Annotated in this window: 18 protein-coding genes and 1 pseudogene; 11 read left to right on the plus strand and 8 right to left on the minus strand. The window is 67.7% G+C overall.

The window, feature by feature from the left end:
* Positions 1-193: 193 nt before the first annotated feature.
* Both AC5Y4S_RS13195 and AC5Y4S_RS13200 read left to right on the plus strand, forming a co-directional pair.
* Positions 194-1300: a M23 family metallopeptidase gene (locus AC5Y4S_RS13195; RefSeq protein ID WP_500033170.1), complete on the plus strand. Its 1107-nt coding sequence runs from the start codon at positions 194-196 to the stop codon at positions 1298-1300.
* 1 nt (position 1301) lies between these two features.
* Positions 1302-1853, plus strand: a complete 552-nt coding sequence (locus AC5Y4S_RS13200; RefSeq protein WP_193376459.1) for a hypothetical protein — start codon at positions 1302-1304, stop codon at positions 1851-1853.
* Here the strand turns inward: AC5Y4S_RS13200 and pcrA are convergent.
* Positions 1850-4177, minus strand: a complete 2328-nt coding sequence (pcrA, locus tag AC5Y4S_RS13205) for a DNA helicase PcrA (protein WP_500033171.1) — start codon at positions 4175-4177, stop codon at positions 1850-1852. The genes AC5Y4S_RS13200 and pcrA overlap by 4 nt on opposite strands.
* Before the next feature lie 237 nt (positions 4178-4414).
* Here pcrA and AC5Y4S_RS13210 point away from each other — a divergent pair, with 237 nt between their 5' ends.
* Positions 4415-4732, plus strand: a complete 318-nt coding sequence (locus tag AC5Y4S_RS13210; RefSeq protein ID WP_500033172.1) for a chorismate mutase — start codon at positions 4415-4417, stop codon at positions 4730-4732.
* A 52-nt stretch (positions 4733-4784) separates the two neighbouring features.
* Complete coding sequence (gene pgi / locus AC5Y4S_RS13215) at positions 4785-6449, plus strand: glucose-6-phosphate isomerase (protein ID WP_500033173.1); 1665 nt, start codon at positions 4785-4787, stop codon at positions 6447-6449.
* A gap of 79 nt (positions 6450-6528) precedes the next feature.
* Here the strand turns inward: pgi and AC5Y4S_RS13220 are convergent, their stop codons facing one another.
* The 4 genes and pseudogenes from AC5Y4S_RS13220 to cobF form a co-directional block, all read right to left on the minus strand.
* Entirely contained in the window at positions 6529-7278 is a 750-nt protein-coding gene (locus tag AC5Y4S_RS13220) for an SDR family oxidoreductase (protein ID WP_500033174.1), read from the minus strand.
* A gap of 29 nt (positions 7279-7307) precedes the next feature.
* Positions 7308-7778, minus strand: a complete 471-nt coding sequence (locus AC5Y4S_RS13225) for a zinc finger domain-containing protein (protein ID WP_500033318.1) — start codon at positions 7776-7778, stop codon at positions 7308-7310.
* A gap of 150 nt (positions 7779-7928) precedes the next feature.
* Positions 7929-8171 (minus strand): annotated as a pseudogene (locus AC5Y4S_RS13230) (DNA-formamidopyrimidine glycosylase family protein); the annotation flags it as partial.
* Positions 8172-8176: 5 nt separating this feature from the next.
* Entirely contained in the window at positions 8177-8929 is a 753-nt protein-coding gene (gene cobF / locus AC5Y4S_RS13235; RefSeq protein ID WP_500033175.1) for a precorrin-6A synthase (deacetylating), read from the minus strand.
* Positions 8930-9095: 166 nt separating this feature from the next.
* Between cobF and AC5Y4S_RS13240 the strand changes: the two genes are divergently transcribed.
* The 4 genes from AC5Y4S_RS13240 (at position 9096) to AC5Y4S_RS13255 (ending at position 13211) form a co-directional block, all read left to right on the plus strand.
* A complete protein-coding gene (locus tag AC5Y4S_RS13240; RefSeq protein ID WP_500033176.1) occupies positions 9096-10001 on the plus strand; it encodes an AurF N-oxygenase family protein in 906 nt (301 codons plus the stop codon).
* Between the two features lie 230 nt (positions 10002-10231).
* On the plus strand, positions 10232-11170 hold the full coding sequence (locus tag AC5Y4S_RS13245; protein ID WP_500033319.1) for a DUF4873 domain-containing protein: 939 nt from the start codon (positions 10232-10234) through the stop codon (positions 11168-11170).
* Between the two features lie 309 nt (positions 11171-11479).
* Complete coding sequence (locus AC5Y4S_RS13250; RefSeq protein WP_500033177.1) at positions 11480-12253, plus strand: STAS domain-containing protein; 774 nt, start codon at positions 11480-11482, stop codon at positions 12251-12253.
* A gap of 91 nt (positions 12254-12344) precedes the next feature.
* Positions 12345-13211 (plus strand): LLM class flavin-dependent oxidoreductase, encoded by an 867-nt coding sequence (locus AC5Y4S_RS13255; protein ID WP_500033178.1) that lies wholly within the window; start codon positions 12345-12347, stop codon positions 13209-13211.
* A 3-nt stretch (positions 13212-13214) separates the two neighbouring features.
* On the opposite strand, the gene AC5Y4S_RS13260 is transcribed toward AC5Y4S_RS13255, so the two are convergent.
* Entirely contained in the window at positions 13215-14012 is a 798-nt protein-coding gene (locus AC5Y4S_RS13260; RefSeq protein WP_500033320.1) for an enoyl-CoA hydratase/isomerase family protein, read from the minus strand.
* A gap of 83 nt (positions 14013-14095) precedes the next feature.
* Between AC5Y4S_RS13260 and AC5Y4S_RS13265 the strand changes: the two genes are divergently transcribed.
* Complete coding sequence (locus AC5Y4S_RS13265) at positions 14096-15010, plus strand: class I SAM-dependent methyltransferase (protein ID WP_500033179.1); 915 nt, start codon at positions 14096-14098, stop codon at positions 15008-15010.
* On the opposite strand, the gene AC5Y4S_RS13270 is transcribed toward AC5Y4S_RS13265, so the two are convergent.
* Positions 15007-16947, minus strand: a complete 1941-nt coding sequence (locus tag AC5Y4S_RS13270) for a fumarylacetoacetate hydrolase family protein (RefSeq protein WP_500033180.1) — start codon at positions 16945-16947, stop codon at positions 15007-15009. The two genes, AC5Y4S_RS13265 and AC5Y4S_RS13270, sit on opposite strands and share 4 nt — an antisense overlap.
* Positions 16944-19199, minus strand: a complete 2256-nt coding sequence (locus AC5Y4S_RS13275; protein ID WP_500033181.1) for an ATP-dependent DNA ligase — start codon at positions 19197-19199, stop codon at positions 16944-16946. The genes AC5Y4S_RS13270 and AC5Y4S_RS13275 overlap by 4 nt, the downstream gene beginning before the upstream one ends.
* Positions 19200-19330: 131 nt before the next feature.
* Between AC5Y4S_RS13275 and AC5Y4S_RS13280 the strand changes: the two genes are divergently transcribed.
* Entirely contained in the window at positions 19331-20857 is a 1527-nt protein-coding gene (locus tag AC5Y4S_RS13280) for a mannitol dehydrogenase family protein (protein WP_500033321.1), read from the plus strand.
* A complete protein-coding gene (locus tag AC5Y4S_RS13285; RefSeq protein WP_500033182.1) occupies positions 20854-21711 on the plus strand; it encodes an HAD family hydrolase in 858 nt (285 codons plus the stop codon). The genes AC5Y4S_RS13280 and AC5Y4S_RS13285 overlap by 4 nt, the downstream gene beginning before the upstream one ends.
* Positions 21712-21811: the final 100 nt, after the last annotated feature.

Here is a 21811-nt window from a genome sequence, read left to right on the forward strand (position 1 = left end):
TCCACCCGCCGAATTCCTGCTACCGTCGCGTCCACCGATGTGGCACAGCTCACGGCATACCGGCACGCCTCCAAAGTGATGCGAATCACAATATCGGTTGGCTTCTTAGCCCGAGGTTGCAAGGCCCGTCGGTTAGCGGATACCTTCCTAGGGTCCAGATAACGTTATGGTCACGATACGAGGACAATTCAGCTTGTCGCAGCACCGTTTAGCCCGTCATTCTGCCGTGTCAACCGGCGTCGTGAGGGTCGGTCGCGCAGCCGGCGGCCGGTGGACGGAGACCCACCGAAACGAAGTCACCGAGATCCTTCCGCTCGACGGATTCGACTTCGACGACCTCGAATTCGCCGACGAGTCGGGCGATCTGAAAGACCTGGACTTCAGCAACGACTCGACCTTCGACAACGAGGCTCAGGTACTGCTGGCGCCCGAGCTCGATGACCTGCACGACGTCGACGACCTGGCCCCGCTGTTGCTGGCCGCGCCCGCCGCCGTGCCGGTCCCGGCGCGGTTTCAGCCCGACGCTCCCGGCATCGAAGAGCGTCGTCACAACCACTCGGACATCACCGACGTCATTCCGGTGATCCGGCGCGGCGGGCAGCACCGCAAGCAGCCGACCAGCGCGGCCAGGGGCCGCCTGCTGATCTCGGCGATGGCGGCCGGCGCGGCCGCCGCGGCGGCCCACACGGCGACCAGCCACGCCGACACCCCCAAGACGGAGGCCGTGCTGACGGCCAACGCCTCGGCGCTCGACGGCGGGACGGGGCCGAACACCATCCGCGGCGCCCAGGTGATCGCGGTCGCGCCGGCGGCGAATGCCGCGGTGCACAACGAGGAATTCGCCCGGGGTGTGGCCTTCGCTAACGATCGCGCGCAGCGCGAGGCGCGGTTGCAGCAACCGCTCTATGTGATGCCGACCAAGGGGATCTTCACCTCGAACTTCGGCTACCGCTGGGGTGTCCTGCACGCCGGCATCGACCTGGCCAACTCGATCGGCACACCAATCTATGCGGTGTCCGACGGCGTCGTCATCGACTCCGGGCCGGCCGCCGGCTACGGGGCGTTGGTCAAGCTCCGCCACGCCGACGGCACGGTCACGCTCTACGGCCACGTCAACACGACGCTGGTCAGCGTCGGCCAGCGTGTGATGGCCGGCGACCAGATCGCCACCATGGGCAACCGCGGTAATTCCACCGGGCCCCACCTGCACTTCGAGGTGCTGCAGGGCGGCACGGAGCGGATCGACCCCGTCCCGTGGCTCGCGAAGCGGGGACTTAACGTCGGCAATTACGCTGGCTGAGGTGACTTCGCCGAACGACCCGCCTGCCCCGCCACCCGAGACCGCGACACCCCCCTCGGAATCGCAGACTCGGATCATTCGCCGGGCACCGACCGGGCCGATGCCCGTTGTGCCGGAGTCGCCGACCACGCAGATCCCCCCGTACCAGGCGACTCCCGCCCGGCCCCGGGTTCTGCCGGGCCCCGAACCGAGCGGCCGGACGGCCGTCGCCGCCGCCGCGGTTAGCATCGTCAGCGGCTGGGCGACGTCCGTGGTGGCCACCGACCTGATCGCCGGCTGGTGGCGAACCGACCGCCTGTTCTGCATCGCGGTCGCGTTTCTGGCGCTGGTGTTCGCGATCACCACGGTGTCGGGCGTGATCTTGTTGCTGCAGCATCGGCCCGTGGGGCGCTACCTCATCGCGGCCGGGGCGGTGGTCGCGGTGCTGACCTACGGGGGCGTGTTCATCGCGGGCGCGCGGGTGGCGTGGATCGTGTACACGCTGTGGCTGCTGCCGGTCGCCAGCGTGGTGCTGGCGTTTCACCCGCAGACCAAACGCTGGCTGCAGGCCTAAAGCTTGCTGACCGGGGCGTGGTTGTGCATCAGCTTCACCCTCCCCGCGCTGCCGAAATCGATCAGTGACATGGCCGATTCGCCGACGCCGGAGACCTCCTCGACCCGGCCGAGCCCGTACTTGTCATGGGTCACCCGATCGCCGGGTTGCAGCACCAGCGGCGGGCGTTTGCTTGAGCCCGAGCGGGCCGGCGACGGCCGCGGCGCGCCGAACCGTCCGGCGCCGCTCACCGGGGCACTGAACGACGGCGCGGGCGCGCTGCGCCGCCAGTCGATCAGCTCCTGCGGAATCTCGCGCAGGAAGCGCGATTCCGGGTTGAGCATCGGCTGTCCCCAGGAGGACCGGACGATGGCCCTGCTCACATAGAGCCGCTGACGCGCCCGGGTGATGCCGACGTAGGCCAGCCGCCGCTCCTCGGAAAGCTCGGTCGGATCGTCCAGCGACCGCATGTGGGGGAACATCCCGTCCTCCCAGCCGGTGACGAACACCACCGGGAACTCCAGCCCCTTCGCCGTGTGCAGCGTCATCAGCGTGACGACCCCGGCGCCGTGCTCCGGGATGTCGTCGGCGTCCGCGACCAGCGAGACGCGTTCCAGAAACGCCGCCAGCACACCGGTGTCCGGCACGTCTTCGTCCTCGGGCGCCGACTCGTCCAGCGCGGCTGCGTTCGCCAAATCGGCGCTGAATTCGTGTGCGACGCTGACCAATTCGTTGAGGTTATCCAGCCGGGCCAGCTCCTGCGGGTCGGTGGAGGACTCCAGCTCGTTGCGGTATCCGGAGCGTTCGAGCACCAACTCGACCAGGTCGCCGAGATCGTCGTCGAGGTGGCCCCTCAGGTCGTCCAGCAGCTCGACGAAACCCGCGATCGCCTTCTCCGCGCGGGTGTTCAGCATCGGCACTTTGCCCTCGGCCGCGGCCACCAGCGCGTCGGCGAAGCTGGCGCCGGTGTTCTCGGCGTACACCGTCACGCACGCCTCGGCGCGATCCCCGATGCCCCGGCGCGGGGTGTTGAGGATGCGCCGCATGCTGACCGCGTCGCCGGGGTTGTCCAGCACCCGCAGGTAGGCGACGATGTCGCGGATCTCCTTGCGTTCGTAAAACCGCACTCCCCCAACGACTTTGTACGGGATCCCGGCGCGGATGAAGACCTCCTCCAGCGACCGCGACGAGTTGTTGGTGCGATAGAACACCGCCACGTCGTTGTAGGTGATCTCGCCGCGCTCGGCGAGCGCGTCGATCTCCTCGGCCACAAACCTGGCCTCGTCGTGCTCGTTGTCGGCGACGTAACCGACGATCAGCTCGCCGGCGCCGGCGTCGGTCCACAACCGCTTCTCGCGGCGCCCGGAGTTTCGGGCGATCACCGAGTTGGCGGCCGACAGAATGTTCTGCGTGGAGCGGTAATTCTGTTCCAGCAGAATGGTTCTCGCGTCCGGGTAGTCGCGCTCGAAGTCCTCGATGTTGCGGATGGTGGCGCCGCGGAACGCATAGATCGACTGGTCGGCATCGCCGACCACGCACAGCTCGCCGGGCGGCACATCGTCGACGGTCTCGGTGCCGACCAATTCGCGGACCAACACGTACTGCGCGTGGTTGGTGTCCTGGTATTCGTCGACCAGCACGTGCCGGAACCGCCGCCGGTAGTACTGCGCGATTTCGGGGAAGGTCTGCAGCACCGCGACGGTCTCCCCGATCAGGTCGTCGAAGTCCAACGCGTTGGCCGCCCGCAGCCGCCGCTGGTATTCGCCGTACACCGAGGCCACCGTCCGGCTCAACTCGTCGGAATCGTCGGTCAGGTTGGCGACGGCCTCGTCCGGATAGACCAGCTCGTTCTTCAGGTTGGAGATGGCGTTGGCCAGCAGCCGCGGCGAGTAGCGCTTGATGTCGAGCCCCATGTCGCGGCCGATCATCTGCAGCAGGCGCCGCGAGTCGTCGGCGTCGTAAATGGAAAAATTGGAGTTCAGGCCCTTGATCAGCGACGCCTGGTTGCGCAGGATGCGCACGCAGGTCGAGTGGAACGTCGACACCCACATCGCGCGGGCCCGGGGGCCGACCAACCGCACCACCCGATCGCGCATCTCCGCGGCGGCCTTGTTGGTGAAGGTGATCGCCAGGATCTGGCCGACGCCGACGCCCCGCGCCGCGATCAGGTAGGCGATGCGCCGGGTCAGGACGGCCGTCTTGCCCGAGCCCGCGCCCGCCACGATCAGCAGGGGCGAACCCTCGTGCACCACCGCCTGACGCTGTTGCGGGTTGAGCCCGTCGAGCAGCTGCTCTGCTTCGGGGGCGGACGTTGCCTCGGTATTGCTGGTCGCGTGCACACTCATGTCGGTCCAAATTTACCGCCGCCCGCCGACTAGTTCGCTGGCCAGGCGCCCGGCGCGGCGCCGGAGCATTTTTGCGTGGTTACGGCCCTTAGTGGCACACTCGGTTGGTGCTCAACATGCAGCGCCGATTTTTCTACGGGTACCGGCCAGCGGTGCCCGTGGTGTAGCTGCTTTCGCAGAGCCCCGTGGTCCGCTTCCGGATTCGGGGCTCGTCTCTTTTGTGAGGCCCGATAACGGATGAGACCAGAACCCCCACATCAAGAGAATGCGGAGTTAGCAGAGATGAACATCGAGATGGTCGAGTCCCAAGAGGCTACCGACATTGACGCGTTGCGCCAGGAGATCGACCGACTGGACGCCGAGATCCTCGCCGCGGTGAAGCGGCGGGCCGAAGTTTCGCAGGCGATCGGCAAGGTGCGGATGGCCTCCGGCGGCACCCGGCTGGTCCACAGCCGCGAGATGAAGGTCATCGAGCGCTACAGCGAGCTCGGTCCCGACGGTAAGGACCTGGCGATGCTGTTGCTGCGGCTGGGCCGGGGCCGGCTCGGGCACTGAGGCCGCCCGTCACACCTGGCTCCGCCCCGTCGGACCGCACTAGGGTCAAATCATGACCTCCCTGCAAACCATCCCCGACATCACCGCCACCCCGGCGTGGGACGCCCTGCGCAGGCATCACGAACAAATCGGCCAGACCCATCTGCGGCAGTTCTTCGACGAGGACCCCGATCGCGGCCGCGAGCTCACCGTGACCGTCGGCGACCTCTACATCGACTACAGCAAACACCGGGTCACCCGAGAGACGCTGGGGCTGCTGGTCGACCTGGCGCGCACGGCTAACCTCGAGGAGCGCCGCGACCAGATGTTCGCCGGCGCGCACATCAACACCTCCGAGGACCGGGCTGTGCTGCACATCGCGCTGCGGCTGCCGCGGGACGCCGAGCTGATCGTCGACGGCCAGAACGTCGTCGAGGACGTGCACACCGTGCTGGACAAGATGGGCGACTTCACCGACCGGTTACGCAGCGGTGAATGGACCGGGGCCACCGGGAAAAAGATCAGCACCGTGGTCAACATCGGGATCGGCGGGTCGGACCTGGGGCCGGCCATGGTTTACCAGGCGCTGCGCCACTACGCGGACGCCGGGATTTCGGCGCGCTTCGTCTCCAACGTCGACCCCGCCGACCTGGTCGCCAAGCTCGCCGACTTGGACCCGGCCACAACGCTTTTCATCGTTGCGTCGAAGACCTTCTCGACCCTGGAGACGCTGACCAACGCGACCGCAGCGCGCCGCTGGCTGACCGACGCGCTCGGCGACGCCGCGGTGTCCAAGCATTTCGTGGCGGTCTCCACTAACAAGCGCCTGGTCGACGACTTCGGCATCAACACCGACAACATGTTCGGGTTCTGGGACTGGGTCGGCGGGCGTTATTCGGTCGACTCGGCGATCGGGCTGTCGGTGATGGCCGTCATCGGCAAGGAGGCGTTCGCCGATTTCCTGTCCGGATTCCACATCGTCGACCGCCATTTCCAGACCGCCCCGCTGGAGTCGAACGCGCCGGTGCTGCTCGGCCTGATCGGGCTGTGGTACTCCAACTTCATGGGCGCGCAATCGCGCGCGGTGCTGCCGTATTCGAACGACCTGGCCCGCTTCGCGGCTTACCTGCAACAGCTGACCATGGAATCCAACGGAAAGTCGACCCGCGCCGACGGCACGCCGGTCACCACCGACACCGGCGAAATCTTTTGGGGCGAACCGGGAACCAACGGGCAGCACGCGTTCTACCAGTTGCTGCACCAGGGCACCCGGCTGGTGCCGGCCGATTTCATCGGCTTCAGCCAACCCACCGACGACCTGGCCACCGCCGACGGCACGGGCAGCATGCACGACCTGTTGATGAGCAACTTCTTCGCCCAGACCCAGGTGCTGGCGTTCGGCAAGACCGCCGAGGAGATCGCCGCCGAGGGCACCCCCGCCGACGTCGTGCCGCACAAGGTGATGCCCGGAAACCGGCCGTCCACTTCGATTTTGGCCGATCGGCTCACCCCGTCGGTGCTGGGTCAGCTGATCGCGGTCTACGAGCACCAGGTCTTCACCGAGGGGGTGATCTGGGGCATCGACTCGTTCGACCAGTGGGGTGTGGAGCTGGGCAAGACGCAGGCCAAGGCGCTGCTTCCGGTGATCACCGGCGACGCCTCACCCGCACCGCAGACCGACAGCTCGACCGACGCGCTGGTCCGCCGCTACCGCACCGAGCGCGGACGCACGAGCTAGCCAAGCCACCGCGAGGGCGCGCAAATGCACGCCGTCGTCCGGCGTGTCGCGTACAAACACGCGCCCTCGCCGCAGTTTTCTAGGCGAACACTTTCGTCAGCGGGGGCGGCAGCACCCGCATCAACTGGACCAGGGGGGCCCACGGCCACCACGGCACGACGGCGCGGCCGGGTTCGCGCTCGATCGCGTCGACCAACGCCTTGACGCCAGTTTCGTTGTCCACCATGAACATTGTGCTCGCGGACTTGGCGGTCATCTCCGACTCGATGTAGCCCGGCTCGATCAGCGAAACCTTGATGGGGCCGCGGCGGTATTCAGCGCGCAGCGATTCGCCGAGCGAGCGCATCCCGGCTTTGCTTGCGGCGTAAGCGGCTTTGACGCCCGGCACCCCCTTGTTGCCGAGCACCGACGAGATGAGCACCAGATGGCCCTGCCCGCTTTTGGCGAACAACTCCAGCGCGGTCTCGATCTGCACCAGGGCGGCAACCAGGTTGGTCTCGAGGGTCGCCTTGTTCGCCCACGGCTTGCCCGAGCCCAGCTTCGCGCCCTTGCCGATGCCGGCGTTGACGACGATGCGGTCAACCCCGCCGAGCTCGTCGCTGATTTCGGCGAACACCTTCGGCACCTGCTCGTGGTCGTTGACGTCCAGCGCGGCAACGGCGATCTTGATTCCTGGATACTGTTGCGTCAGTTCGGCTTTCAGCTCGTCGAGCCGGTCGGTGCGACGGGCGCACAGCCCGAGGTCGCGGCCCTTGGCGGCGAAGGAGCGCGCCATCCCGGCGCCCAGGCCGGAACTGGCGCCGGTGATGAGAATCTTCTGACGAGTCACCCGGGCAGCATATCGACCGTTGCCGGCGGCTACTTGAGCAGCCGCGACAAGCGGCGGTCGGCGAGCACCTTGCCGCCGGTCTGGCACGTCGGGCAGTACTGAAAAGACTTGTCCGCGAACGACACTTCGCGCACGGTGTCCCCGCACACCGGGCACGGCAGGCCGGTGCGGGCGTGCACGCGCAGGCCGGAGCGCTTCTCCCCCTTGAGCATGGCGGCGCCCTGGCCGACGGAGCGGCTCACCGCGTCGGTCAGCACCGAGATCATCGCGTCGTGCAGGGCGGTGAGCTGTTCGTCGGACAGCTTGCCCGCGGTGGCGAACGGCGAGATCTTCGCGACGTGCAGGATCTCGTCGCTGTAGGCGTTGCCGATGCCCGCGATCACCTTCTGGTCGGTGATGACTGTCTTGATCCGCCCGGTGTTGCCGGACAGCACCCCGGCCAGGTCCTCGGGGCCGAGCTCCAGCGCATCGGGGCCGAGGGCGGCGATGCCCGGCACCAGCTGCGGGTCGTCGACAAGCCACACCGCCAGCCGCTTCTGCGTGCCGGCCTCGGTGAGGTCGAAGCCGGGCGCCTCGCCGGGCGCGCCCAGGTGCACCCGCATGGCGATCGGGCCCTTGCCGGGACGCAGCGGGGCCGCGGCCAGCTTGTCGGACCACCGCAGCCACCCCGCGCGCGACAGGTGGGCGATCAGGAACAACGGCCCGGCCTGCAAGCCCAGGTACTTGCCCCAGCGCTGGGCCCCGGTCACCGATTGACCGTGCAGAACGCTGATCGGCGGGTCGAAGGTCTTCAGCACCGAAAACGCGACGACGTCGACGCGACCGATGGTCGATCCGACGGCGTGGCGGCGCAAATGGTCGACCAGCGCTTCGATTTCGGGTAGTTCGGGCACGCCCTTCAGTCTGCCGCTCGGAGCAAATAGGTGTCCATGATCCAGCCGTGCCGCGCGCGGGCGTCGGCGCGCAGCGCCACGATGCGCGCCGCGACCTCGCCGACGGTGCCGGCCACCAGCAGCTCGTCGCCGGTGCCGAGGTAGGCGCCCCACCAGATCTTCGTGTCGGGCGGGCACGTCTGAAACGAGCAGTCGGCGTCGAGCATCACCACCGCCGAGCCGGCCAAGCCGTTCCTGCGCAGCTGCCTGCCGGTGGTGATCAAAACCGGCTCGCCGACTTCGTTGAGCGGGATGCGGTGCCGAGCCGTCAGCGCCTGGACCGCGGTGATGCCCGGGATGACGTCGTAACTGAACTCGAGCTCGGCGGCTTCGGCCTTGATGGCGTCGAGGATGCGCAGCGTGCTGTCGTACAGCGACGGGTCGCCCCAGGCCAGGAAGGCGCCCACGCCGTCGGGACCCAGCTCGGCGGAGATGGCGTCCGCCCACACCCGCGCCCGCGCGGCGTGCCAATCCGCGACCGCGTCCCGATAGTCGGTTTCGGTCGAGCGCTTGGGATCGGGCAGCTCGACGAAGCGATACCCGGGCTGCCGGATGAACCGCGCACAGATCTCGCGTCGCAGGGCGACCAGGTCGCTCTTCGTCTCCCCCTTGTCCATCGCGAAGAAAACCTCGGTGCCGTTGAGCGCCTCGATGGCCTGAACGGTCACGTAGTCCGGGTCGCCGGCGCCGATGCCGATCACGTGAATATGCCGAGCCAAAAAGCCTCCTCACTGCTTAAATCAGAGTGCCGAATCGAGACCTCGGGGGGCTAGCCGGGACCCTAGGTACCCGATACCATGGGTACCGTCGAAGCCCAATGAAGGGACGCCAGCTATGACTCGCGCCGAGACGATGCAGAGCGAAGCGATGAGGAGGAGCGGCGCTATGACCTCAGCGGTGAAGCCGGGTGGGCCGAGTCGTGAGGAGTTCTCGGACCGGTTGCTGAAGGGCTCGGTCAAGAAGTCCTACGAGCCGGTGGTCGACATCGACTGGGACGCGCCGCTGGACCCCGACAAGTTCTACCTGCCGCCGCGGCTGGTGTCGTTGTACAACACCCCGATGTGGGACGAGATGACCCGCGAGCAGCAGATCGACCTGTCCCGCCAGGAACTGGTCAACACGCTCTCGGCCGGGATCTGGTTCGAGAACATGCTCAACCAGTCGCTGCTGCGGACCATCTTGCACGAGGACCCCACCAGCTCCTCGACGCATTACAAGCTCACCGAGCTGGGTGACGAGACCCGGCACATGGTCATGTTCGGCAAGGCCATCGAGCGCATCGGCGCAAAGCCGGTGCGGCCGCGCCTGTTTCACCGCTGGATCATCAACGCGCTGCCGCTGGCGTTCCAGCGCGGCTCGATGCTGTGGATTGCCGCCCTCATCGGCGAAGAGATCTTCGACTCGCTGCAACGGCAGATGATGGACGATCCTGAGCTGCAGCCAATCATCCAGCGGCTCATGCGAATTCACGTCACCGAAGAGGCCCGCCACATTCAGTTCGCCCGCGACGGCGCCCGCAAGCGCGCCGCGGAGATGCCGCGGCTCAACCGCTTGTTCATGGCCAACATCAACGGGCTGGGCGGATACTTCTTCAACTACTTGTTCAGCAACCCGATCCCGTACGCGCGGGTGGGCCTGGACGCGAAGCGGGCACGAAAGACCGCGCGCACCAGCCCGCACCGCCGCGAGATGCAGGTTGCCGGCTTCGCACCGCTGGCGGCGTTTCTGACCGAGGTGGGCCTGCTGGGCCCGATCGCGCGCCGCGGCTGGAAGCGCAGCCGATTCCTGTGACCCAGTCGCCCGTGCGCTGCCATCGGGTGCTCGTCGTTGGGGCGGGAGACAGCGCACGGGCGGCCCTGCGGGCGGCCGGCATCACCGACGTCGCGACACTCGACCGCGACGTGCTCGGGTCAGGGTTCGACGACGCCACCGACACCTGGCTGCTGACGACGGCCGGTGGCGAACCCGTGCGGGCCCGCGTCGTCGTCGCCGCGCATCGGCCCGTCCCGTGGTTTCCGGACATCGCCGGACGCGACGACTTCCTGGGCGAGTCGTTTCACGCGGCGCAGTGGCCGGCGGGCTTCGACCCGACCGGTAAGCGCGTCGCCGTCATTGGCGCCGATTCCACCGCCGGTCACCACATCCCGCGGCTGATGATTTCGGCCGCCTCGGTCACGGTCTTCGCACACCCGCCGCGCCGGGTCGTCGACGAGCTGCCGCTGCCCGCCGCCCGCGCCAAGCGCTGGCTGCGCCGCCGCATCCGACCGGCAGCCGACGCGGCGCCGCGCCCCGCGCTGGTGAGATCGCCCGTCGTCGCCATCACCGCATCGCGCGTCCGAACCGCCGACGGGGTCGAACACGACGCCGATGCCATCATCTACGGGACCGGGTTCGCCGCGCTCGACGCGGCGTCGGGCACCACGCTGGTCGACGGCATGGAGCCCTACTTCGGGGTCGCCGTTCGCGGCTTGCCCAACTACTTCTTCGTCACCGGGCCCGACACCGGCGCGCAGGCACGCTATGTCGCCGAGTGCATCACGCTGATGGAACGCACCGACAGCACCCGCATCGAAGTGCGCCGCAGCAGCCAGCGGGTGTTCAACGAGCGCGTCTATGTGCGACCGGCCCAGCCCCAGCCGGTGGCGTCGGCGTTCGAGTTGACGTCCGGCGCGGCCGGGAACGACGCGACATACGAGGGCGCGGCGACGCTGACGATCGCCGGATCCGACCATCCGGTGCGCGTGCGTCTCGCCGGCCACCTGGATCCGATCGACGGCCATTACCACTGGCAAGGCACGGTCTTCGGTTCCTCGGCGCTGCCCGACGAGTCGCTCAAGCAGGCACGCACCGCGACCCTGACGGTCGGCGAGCGCAGCGCGCCGGCCCGCATCATCGAGCGGACCCCGTGGGGCACGCACACGGTGGCGGGGGTCGGCGCTCCCCCGTACGCACTGAGCTGACCGGCGCGGCGCGATATTTCGAAGGTTTGCCGATCGTGACGTTCGGGTAACCGCGTTAGTCTCTTTTCATCTCACGGGCGTGCTGCGACGGATGGGCAGTTTTCGCCGCCGAGGGGGCTGGTTCTCCAACAATTGGGTGGCGGGAATTCCAGGAGCGGGGGATATGGCAGCGGACCGGATCAGGAAATCGCATCCGCCGTCTTTCACGGTGGGAACGCGGGGGCCTAAATTGCTATTGAGACACGCGCACCCGGATAACACGGCTTGCCGGGGCTCGGTCGGCGAGGATAAAGCCCTGACCGGAAAGGGGTGGCTGCGGTGAGCGCGGTAGCTGAGTCACCGAGCTCGCTGGCCGTTGCGACGCGCATGGAGCAGTCGGTCGTCGTGCTCACGGTCGAGGGCGTGCTCGACGGCAGCAGCTCCGCGGCGCTGCGCGACATCCTCACGAAGGCGACACTGGACGAGCCGTCCGCCGTCCTCGTCAACGTCTCCCGCCTGCAGGTCCCGGAGGAATCGGTCTGGTCGAGCTTCATCGGCGTGCGCTGGCAGGCGCACACCCGGCCCGACGTCCCGATCGTGCTGGTGTGCGCGGACCGCGCCGCCCGCGAGGCAATCACCCGAAGCGAGGTCGCCCGCTTCATGCCGGTGTACGCGACCGAGAAGTCCGCGATGAAGGCGCTCGACCGGCTCACCAGCCGAATCGTGCGCCACGCCGATGCCGAGCTGCCCGCCAACCTGACCAGTCTTCGCGAGTCGCGCCGGCTGGTTCGCGAGTGGCTGACCGCTTGGTCGCAGTCCACGCTCATCCCGGTCGCGTTGGTGGTCGTCAACGTGTTCGTGGAGAACGTCCTCGAGCACACCGGAAGCGTGCCGATGATGCGGGTCGAGACCGACGGCGCGACGGCGACCATCGCGGTGTCCGACGCCAGTAGCACACCCGCCCTGCGGCTGCCGTCGCCGGACAAGGGCATCGACGTGTCCGGCCTGGCGATCGTCGACGCGTTGTCACGCGCCTGGGGCAGCACCCCGACGGCGTCGGGCAAGACCGTCTGGGCCGTGATCGGCCCCGAGAATCAGCTCTAGCCAGACGGCACCTTGTTCGGGGACCCGCGCGCGGGTGAAAGTAGAACACGTTCTAATCTCGTGTGACGGTTCCTCCAGGAAGGCGGATGACGTGCGGTTCACCTACTCAGAGGCGATGACGGACTTTCGCTACTACATCCCGCTGGCCAAGGCGGCCGAGGCCGCCGGCTACGACGCCATGACGATCGCCGATAGCATCGCCTATCCCTTCGAATCCGACTCGAAGTATCCGTACACCCCCGACGGCAACCGCGAATTCCTGGACGGCAAGGAGTTCATCGAAACCTTCGTGCTGACTTCGGCGTTGGGCGCGGTGACGTCGACGCTGCGGTTCAACTTCTTCGTCCTCAAGCTTCCCATCCGGCCTCCCGCGCTGGTGGCCAAGCAAATCGGTTCACTGGCGGCGATGACCGACAACCGCGTGGGTTTCGGGGTCGGCACGAGCCCGTGGCCCGAGGACTACGAACTGCTGGGCGTTCCATTTGCCAAGCGCGGCAAGCGGATGGACGAATGCATCGAGATCATTCAGGGCCTCACCACCGGCGAGTACTTCGAATTCCACGGCGAGTTCTACGACATCCCCAAGACAAAGATGACCCCGGCCCCGACCAAGCCGATCCCGATCCTGATCGGCGGGCACGCCGACGCGGCGCTGCGCCGTGCGGCACGCCTGGACGGGTGGATGCATGGCGGCGGCGATCCGGAGGAACTCGACGCGCTGCTCGCCAAGCTCAAGCAGTATCGCGAGGAAGCGGGCAAGACCGGCCCGTTCGAGATCCACGTCATCTCGGCCGACGCCTACACCGCGGACGGCATCAAGCGGCTCGAGGACAAGGGCGTCACGGATGTCATCGTCGGCTTCCGCATCCCTTACATCATGGGATCCGACACCGAGCCGCTGGACAACAAGATCCGCAACCTGGAGATGTTCGCCGAGAACGTCATCGCGAAACTCTAGCCGTCACAGCGGATCCCACTTCGGGGCCCGCTTCTCCATGTGCGCCCTGGCGGCTTCGGCCGGGTTGTTGGTGAAGCCGCTGAGGATCTGGGTGCGGTTCTCCAGCTCGATGGCGTGGCGCAGACTCGGCGCGTCCAGCGCCGCGTTGAGCCCAATCTTGGTCTGCCACACGCCATACGCGTTGTTCTCCGCGATGGATCGGGCCAGCTTGAGCGCGGCGGGCATCAGGCCGTCCGGCGCCACCACCTCGTGCACCAGCTTGATGCGATAGGCCTCCGCCGCGTCGATGATGCGACCGGTCAGCATCAGCTCACGCGCGACCCCGGCGCCCACGATCTTGGGCAGCAGGTAGCTGGTCCCCATGTCCATCGACGAGAAGCCGGCCTTGATGAACACCGATCCGAACCGGGCGTTCTCGGACGCGACGCGGATGTCGCTGACCAACGTGAAGGCAAGCCCGCCGCCGACGGCGACGCCGTTGACCGCGGCGATCACCGGGATGGGCAGCTCGTAGATCCGGGTGAACAGCTCGGCCAGGCGCACCTGCGAGTCGTAGTTGACCTTGAACGGCGGGCTCGTCGGCCTCGACTTGGTCCAGGCCTCGCCGGTACCGCTGAGATCGGCGCCGGCGCAGAAGCCCCGCCCGGCCCCGGTGATGATCGCGACCCGGTGCTCACCCTCGCCGAGCGCGTCGAGGGCCGCGTCGACGCCGCCGATCAGCGCCCCGTCGATCGCGTTCAGGCGCTCCGGCCGGTTCAGGGTGATGCAGGCGATGTTGTCCTCGAGAGTTTCGAATTCCACTGCGGGCATACGTGAACCGTAGGCGACATGGGCGTTTACCGGTGCGGCATACCGTGGTTTTGCCGCCTATCGAAGGAGAGAGCATGGGACGAACCGAAGACGACACCTGGGACCTGGCCAGCAGCGTGGGAGCCACCGCGACCATGGTCGCCGCGGCGCGCGCGGCCGCCACCAGGAATTCGCAGCCCGTCGTCACCGATGAGTACGCCGAGCCGCTGGTCCGCGCCGTCGGCCTCGACGTGTTCACGAAGTTGGCCAGCGGTGAACTCGACTCCGACGACCTCGAGAAGGGCATCGGATTTCCCCGCATGGTCGACACGTTCGCCGCCCGCGCCCGGTTTTACGACGACTACTTCGCCGCGGCCGGCAAGGCGGGCCTGCGGCAGGTGGTGATCGTGGCGTCGGGGCTCGACGCCCGCTCGTATCGGCTTGCGTGGCCGGCCGGGACGACGGTGTATGAGATCGATCAGCCCGAGGTGATCGCGTTCAAGACCGCGGCGCTGTCGGAGATCGGCGCGGCCCCGACGGCCGAGTTGCGCACCATCGGCATCGACCTGCGCGAGGATTGGCCGGCGGCGCTGCAGGAGGCCGGCTTCGATCCCGCACAACCCACGGCGTGGCTGGCCGAGGGGGTGCTCATCGGGTTTCTCCCGCCGGACGCCGAGGTTCGGCTGCTGGATGCGATCACCCCGCTGTCCAGCGAGGGCAGCCGCTTCGCCGCGGACTATGGGTCGCTCAACGACGGCTCGCGGGAGTCGGAGGAGGAGGCGCGGCGCACCACCGAGGGCTGGCGCCGGCACGGGCTCGACTTGGACATCGCCGCGCTGACCTACCCGGGCAAGCACGCCGACGTCGCCGCACACCTGGGCGCCGACGGCTGGGCGACAACGACTTTCGCGCTCACCGACCTGTTCGCCGCGGCGGGGCTGCCGGAACTGCTGGACGCCGAGCACGGCCCGGCCGCCACCATCAGTTTCGTGCGGGCGATCAAGGCCTAGCCAGTCCGCTTGGCGAGCCACTCGGCCTGCATCACCAGCAGGGCCATCACCTCCAGTTGTGGTGTGTCCGAGTCGAGTTCGCGGTAGCGCTGATAGACGTTGACGACGACCCGCTCGGCGTCCAGCCAGGTCGCGTACTCGCCAAGGTCGATCGAGTCGGCGGCCTCGGACCACGACAGGCCCCTGCGGTAAGCGGCCTCGGCTTGATCGGCGACGTGCGCGAGATAGCCACGGACCGCGCGGATCCCGTCCGGATCGGTGACCGGCCCGTGGCCCGGCACCACGATCGGGGCGTCGAGCGCGATCATCGCGTCGCACGCCGCGATCCAGTTGGCGATAGGGCCGGCCCACACGATCGGGGTGCAGCCGATGAACAGCAGGTCGCCGCCGAACAGCACCCCCGCGTCGGGCACGTGCACCACCGAGTCGGCGGCGGTGTGCGCGGGGCCCAGGTTCAGCAGGTCGATGCGGCGCCCGCCGACCTCGACGGTGAGGTCGCGCTCGAACGTCTGGTCGGCGTTGCGCAGCTTGATGCCGCTGAAGTCGAAGTGCCCGAAGCGGTCTCGCACGTACGGCGTCGCGACCGGGCCGAGGTTGGCGGTCTGCGCCATGGCCAGCATCTCGGGCGCCATCCCGTGCGCGATCTCGTCGGCGGTGCCCTGCGCGGCGAGGATGCGCACCGACGCGTCCAGCAGCTGGTTGCCGTGGGTGTGGTCGCCGTTGGAGTGGGTGATCAGGGCGTCGGTGATGGGAGCGGACGACGTGACCGTCCTCATCGCGGCGAGCATTTCGCGGGTCAGCGCCAGGTCGAACAGCGTGTCGACGAGCAGTGACCCGCCGTCGCCGGCGATCAGCCCGGCGTTGCTCCACCCGTAGCCGCCGTCCGGGAGCGTCCACGCCCACACCCGGTCGGCGACCTCGTGCAGGCCGCGCGTGTAGGGCACCTTCGCCGGGGCCCGGTTCACCCGGGCCGGGGCGGGCGCGGCGTCCGGGTTGCGCCGAGCGGCCAGCGCGTGCGGCGGGCCGCTGGCGCGCACGGTTTGCCGGGTCTCCCCCAACCCCTGGACCCGCAGGGTGACGACGTCGCCGTCGTGCAGCCAGCCCGGAAACGATTCCAGCGCAGCGGGATTGAGGTGCTCGACGAGCGTGCAGGTGGGCACGGTTCCGGAGCCGATGACGTCGCCGGGCGTGAGCGGCACACCGCGCGACACGTAGGAGATGACCTCGCCGAAGGTCCAGTCCATCTGCGCCGTCGACCCCGAGCCGATCACGGCGTCGTTGACCAACGCGGTCACCCGCAGGTCGAGCTTGCCTTCTCGCCGGTACGGCTCGAGCTCGTCGGGCGTCACCAGGTAGGGGCCCAGCGTGACCCCGCTGTCCTTGCCCTTGCCCTGCCCGATCGCGAGCTGGCCCTCCTGCTGCTGCAGATCCCGCGCGGACCAGTCGTTGAAGATGGTGTAGCCGATGATGGCGCGTTCGGCTTGCTCGACGGTCAGGTCCTTGCCGCTGACGCCGATGACGGCGGCGATCTCCAATTCGAAGTCCTGCCAAGCGCTTCCGGGCGCCGTCGGGGCATCCTCGTACGGTCCCAAAACGGTTGTGGGGCAGGCGAAGTAGAACGCGGGGATGCGGTACCAAGTGTCGGCCAGCACCCGGCCGCCGCCCATCGCGGCCTGGCAGTTACGCATGTGATCCAAGAAGCACAGGGAGTCCCGGATCGACGGCGGGCGCGGGATCGGCGCCAGCAACGTCACCTCGTCGAGGCGGGCCACAGCCGACGGGGAACGCAACGCGTCCTCGCCGGCCTGGCGCAGCCCGTCGGCGCCGCGGCCGATCAGGTCGAGCAGCGTCACGCCCGCCGGCATGGCGTGGATGGTGTCGCCGGAGAGCACCCCGGCGCGTTCACCGTCATTGCCTCGAAAGGTCAACCACTTCACTCCCGTACCACCTCACTCGGTTCCTTGTCCGGCCGCAGCCCGCGCCAACTCGATTGGCGCAACCGGTCGTCCGGGGTCCATTCGCTGTAGCGCACCTCGCCGACGAGGACCGGTTCGACGAACGTCACCCCCCTCGCGTCCTGCCGGGGCAGCGGGGGGTGGAACGGGGACTGGTCGGTCTGCAACGGCGCCAACGTCTTCTTCAGGTTCGCCAGGTCGCGTTCGGTGAAGCCGGTGCCGACGCGTCCGGCGAAGCGCAGCCCGTCCGGGCCCGGAATTCCCATCAGTAGCGAGCCGATGCCGCTGGTGCGCCCGCCCTCGCCCGCCTTCCAGCCGCCGATGACGACTTCCTGGGTGTTCCAGTTCTTGTCCTTGATCCACGACGCCGAACGCCGGCCCGGCTGATAGGTGGAGTCACGTTTCTTCCCGACCACGCCCTCCCAGCCGTACTTCACCGAGTGCTCGAGCGCTTGGGCCCCATCACCGGGCAGCAGGTCGGGCACGGTCAGATTTCCTGTGGCGGCAAGGAATTCCAGCAGCTTTCGACGGTCGGAGTAGCGCGCCCGCAGCAACGAGCGGCCGTCGAGGTAGAGCAGGTCGAACGCCCAGTACTCGACGCGGGCGCCGCGACCCCGGTTCTGCATCGCGTGGAAGCTGGGCACCCCGTTCTGGTCGAGAATGACGGCCTCGCCGTCCAGCACCACGTGATGCTCGGACAGATCGGCTGCCAGCGAACGCAATTCGGGATATTCCTTGGTGACTTCGCGGCCGCGCCTGGACCGGATCCGCAAGTCGCCGTGATCGACCTCCACCAGGAGCCGATAGCCGTCCCATTTGCCCTCGAATGCCCACTGCCCGGCCTTGAGGCCGGCCACCGAACCCTCCGAGGCGAGCATCGGCGTGATCGTGTCGAACTCGAAGACCTTCTGGTCCTTCATCCGGTGCGCCAGCCATTGGTCGCCGTTGGTTTGAATCAGCGCGTAGCGCCCGGAGATTCGGTTGCCGCGCAGGTTGACGATGACCTCGTCATCCTGAAACTTCTCCGCTTCGTACGTGCCGGCATCCCAGATGACCACCTTGCCGGCGCCGTACTCGCCCTTGGGGATGTTTCCCTCGAACGTGCCGTATTCGAGGGGGTGGTCCTCGGTGTGGACCGCGAGGTGGTTGACCGACGGGGTGTCGGGGAGGTTCTTCGGCACCGCCCACGACACCAGCACGCCGTCGCGCTCGAGCCGGAAGTCGTAGTGCAGGCGGCGGGCGTGGTGTTCCTGAATGACGAACGAATTGCCCTGGCCGGTAACGGGTCTCGTCGCCGGGACCGGCTCGGGGGTTTTCGATGCGTCCCGCATGCTGCGGTACTTGCTGAGCCGGTCGCTGACCGGTGCGTCGGCGTCGAGCGCCGCCAGCAGATCGCCGTCGCGGGCGACCCGGTCGAGCACCTCGTCGTAGCGCAGCTGGCCCACCGACGGATCTTCGAGTTCTTCCCAGGTGCGCGGTGCCGCGACGGTCGGATGTTCGCGCCCGCGCAGGGAGTACGGCGCGATGGTGGTCTTGGAGCCGTTGTTCTGGCTCCAGTCGAGGAAGACCTTGCCCGCCCGCAGGCTCTTGGTCATGGTCGAGGTGACCAGCTTGGGCATTGCCTTTTCCAGTTGCTGGGCAACGCGTTTGGCCAACACGGTGGCGCCCTTGCTGCTCACCGGGTTGTCCAGCGGCGCGTAGAGGTGCACCCCCTTGCTGCCGCTGGTGAGCGGGAATGTGGTCAGCCCGATGTCGGTCATCAGGTCCCGCACGGCATGGGCGACCTCGCACAGTTGCGGCATCGTCACGCCCTCGCCCGGATCCAGGTCGAAGACCAATCGCGTTGCAGGGCCGGGCTTGAGCTCTTCGGCCTTGCTGCGGGTCCACTCGGCGACGAACCGCCACTGCGGGACGTGCACCTCCAGCGCCGCCTGCTGCGCGATCCAGGCCAGCCCGTCGGGGCTGTCGATGATCGGATAGGTCGTCGTCCCGGATCGGTGGGTGACGCTGGCGCGCGGCAGCCAGTCGGGCGCCGAGGACGCCAGCTGCTTTTCGAAGAACGACTCCTGCTCGACGCCGTTCGGCCAGCGCTTGCGGGTGGCCGCCCGCCCGGCGATGTGTGGCAGCATCACCTCGGCGATGCGGGTGTAGTAGTCGAAGACGTCGGCTTTGGTGGTTCCCGTGGCCGGGTACAGCACCTTGTCGGCGTTGGTGAGCTTCACCCGTGCTGCCATGCTGCCAACCTACGCGTTTCAACGCTGTTAACTGCTCTGACCACCGATTATCGCCTTCGCTGCCAACTTCTTTTGTGACATCAACCACGGAAGGGTTAAACCCGGGACCGCGTCGAGGCACAGTGGAAACGGTGTTTGATGCCATCGCCTCCCACTGCCGTCCGAAAGGCGGCGTCCCGCTAAGCGACGCCACACTGCAATTGCATTCGCAACGAATTGACGTGCCCACCTACGACAGGTCGGCCCTTCAGCGGGCCGTCGTTCACATCGGCGCGGGAAACTTCCACCGCGCACATCAGGCCGTCTACTTCGATGACCTTGCCCGCTCAGGTATTTCGGATCGCTGGGGGGTAACCGGCATCAGTCTCCACTCCCCCGGCGTCAAAGACTTGCTGTCGGCCCAGGATGGGCTGTACACCGTGGTACAGCGCGGCCATGACCGCCAGACCGCCCGTGTCGTCGGGTCGATCGGTTCCCTTCATTACGCACCGAACGAGCGCGCAGCGGTCGGCGCCGCCCTGGCAGACCCCGAAACCCGCATCGTCAGCCTGACGATCACCTGCAACGGATACTTCCTCAACCCCGTCACCGACGAATTCGACGCCGACCACCCCGACGTGCGCGCCGACCTCGTCGCCTCGCACGGCTATGCCACCGCGTGGGGGTATCTGGCCGAAGCGCTCGACCGCCGCCGCCGCGCAGGCGTCGCGCCGTTCACCGTGCTCTGCTGCGACAACATTCCCGCCGACACCCAGCCGGCGAGGACCGCGCTGGTATCGTTCGCGGCCTTGAAGGACCCCCGGCTCGCCCGGTGGATCGACACGCATGTCGCGTTCCCCTCGACCATGGTCGATCGCATCACCCCTCAAACCTCGAAGTCCGAGCGCAAGTTCGTCGAGCAGACCTTCGGCGTCGCCGACAAATGGCCCGTCGTGACCGAACCCCATTCCCAATGGGTGATCGAGGACTCCTTCAGCAATGGGCGCCCCCCGCTCGACCTGGTGGGTGCCGAATTCGTGACCGACGTCCGGGACCACAAGCTGATCAAGACACGTCTGCTCAACGGAACCCATATCGCGCTCGCATGTTTGGCCACACTCGCCGGATACCAGCGCACCGACCAAGCGATGCGGGACCGCGTCATCTTCGACTATGTAGAGAGGCTATTGGGCGACGAGATTCAGCCACTGTTGCCCGCGGTCCCCGGGATGAACACGCCCGCGTACCGAGGCACGGTGCTCGATCGCCTCAGCAACCCCCGAATGAGCGACCAATTGTCGCGGCTGGCTCGACGGGGAACGAGCAAGATAGCGTCGTTTGTGCTGCCCTCCCTGCAGGACGCGATCGCACGGGGTAGGCCGCACACCCTGCTGATGTTGGCCGTTGCCGGATGGGCCCGCTATATGCGCGGCCACGACCTCAGGGGGCGCAAGTTACGCCTCGAAGACTCGCAGGCGATACCGGTGGCCAGGTTGGCCAACATGGCACGGAACAACCCCGAACCGCTACTGGGGCATGAGATGTTCGCCGAACTGCGCACGGTTCCGGGTTTTGCGGAGCGGCTGAGCGACATGATTACGGACATCGACGAGCGCGGTGTGGTGGCCACGCTGCGGGATGCGATGCGCGACGACGAGCGGGAGTTGGTGTCGCGATGAACGGCGGACTGACCTTTGTGCGCCCATTCGATCCGGCGCCGATCACCACCTTGCTCTGTGACGCCGACGACAACCTGTTCGGCTCGGAGGGACCGGCGTTCGAAGCCTCGACCGAGGTGACGAATCGCTTCCTGGCAAGGTTCGGGGTGACCGCTCCGTTCAGCTGTGACGAATTGCGTAAGCGGGCGGTCGGGAAAAACTTTCGTGCCATGGCTCTCGACCTGGCGGTGCAGTGCGACGTGCCGCTCGATCAGGTGTTGGCCGAGGGCCGCCCCGAAGTGGTGGTCGCCTCGGCGCGCGATTTGGCGAGCGGCAACGCGTTGTCCGCCGACGAACTCGAGCGGTGGGTGCGCGAAGAGCGCGAACGGGTCACCGCTCACCTGGCTGTCACCCTGACATCCGATCCGCAGGTGCTGGAACCGTTGAACGAGCTCGCGAGCCACTACGCACTGGCGGCGGTCAGCTCTAGCGCCACCAAGCGCCTCCGTGCCTGCTTCACCGCCACCGGCCTCGACGCGCTGATGCCGGAGTCTGTGACCTTCAGCGCGGAGGATTCACTTCCGGTCCCGACGAGCAAACCCGACCCAGCGGTTTATCTGCATTGCGGCGAGGTACTCGGCGTCGCAGCGGAACAAGGGCTGGCCATCGAAGACTCCGTGGCCGGCGTGACTTCCGCGGTCGCAGCCGGATACGCCACCGTCGGTAACCTCATGTTCGTGCCACCTGACGAATGGGATTGCCGCCGTGCAGAATTGATTGATGCCGGCGCGGTCGCGATAACCGATTCGTGGCGTGCCCTTGCCGATGTCCTGCTGTTGTCGGCCGTGCCGACCGTAGGTTCCCCCCGCACGTAGGGCTGTAACTGGTCCGAGACGGGTCCCCGACTGGTCGAAGCGGCTGGGCTGCGGCCCGCCGTCGTCGTACCGTCGATAGGTGTTGCGAGCCCGGTAACGA

The sequence above is a fragment of the Mycobacterium sp. NGS64 genome (assembly GCF_059812245.1).

Bases quoted from the DNA above. Each gene is read 5' to 3' on its own strand.
- pcrA (WP_500033171.1), bottom strand. From the start codon at position 4,177: ATGAGTGTGCACGCGACCAGCAATACCGAGGCAACGTCCGCCCCCGAA.
- AC5Y4S_RS13210 (WP_500033172.1), top strand. From the start codon at position 4,415: ATGAGACCAGAACCCCCACATCAAGAGAATGCGGAGTTAGCAGAGATG.
- pgi (WP_500033173.1), top strand. From the start codon at position 4,785: ATGACCTCCCTGCAAACCATCCCCGACATCACCGCCACCCCGGCGTGG.
- AC5Y4S_RS13240 (WP_500033176.1), top strand. From the start codon at position 9,096: ATGACCTCAGCGGTGAAGCCGGGTGGGCCGAGTCGTGAGGAGTTCTCG.
- AC5Y4S_RS13265 (WP_500033179.1), top strand. From the start codon at position 14,096: ATGGGACGAACCGAAGACGACACCTGGGACCTGGCCAGCAGCGTGGGA.
- AC5Y4S_RS13275 (WP_500033181.1), bottom strand. From the start codon at position 19,199: ATGGCAGCACGGGTGAAGCTCACCAACGCCGACAAGGTGCTGTACCCG.
- AC5Y4S_RS13285 (WP_500033182.1), top strand. From the start codon at position 20,854: ATGAACGGCGGACTGACCTTTGTGCGCCCATTCGATCCGGCGCCGATC.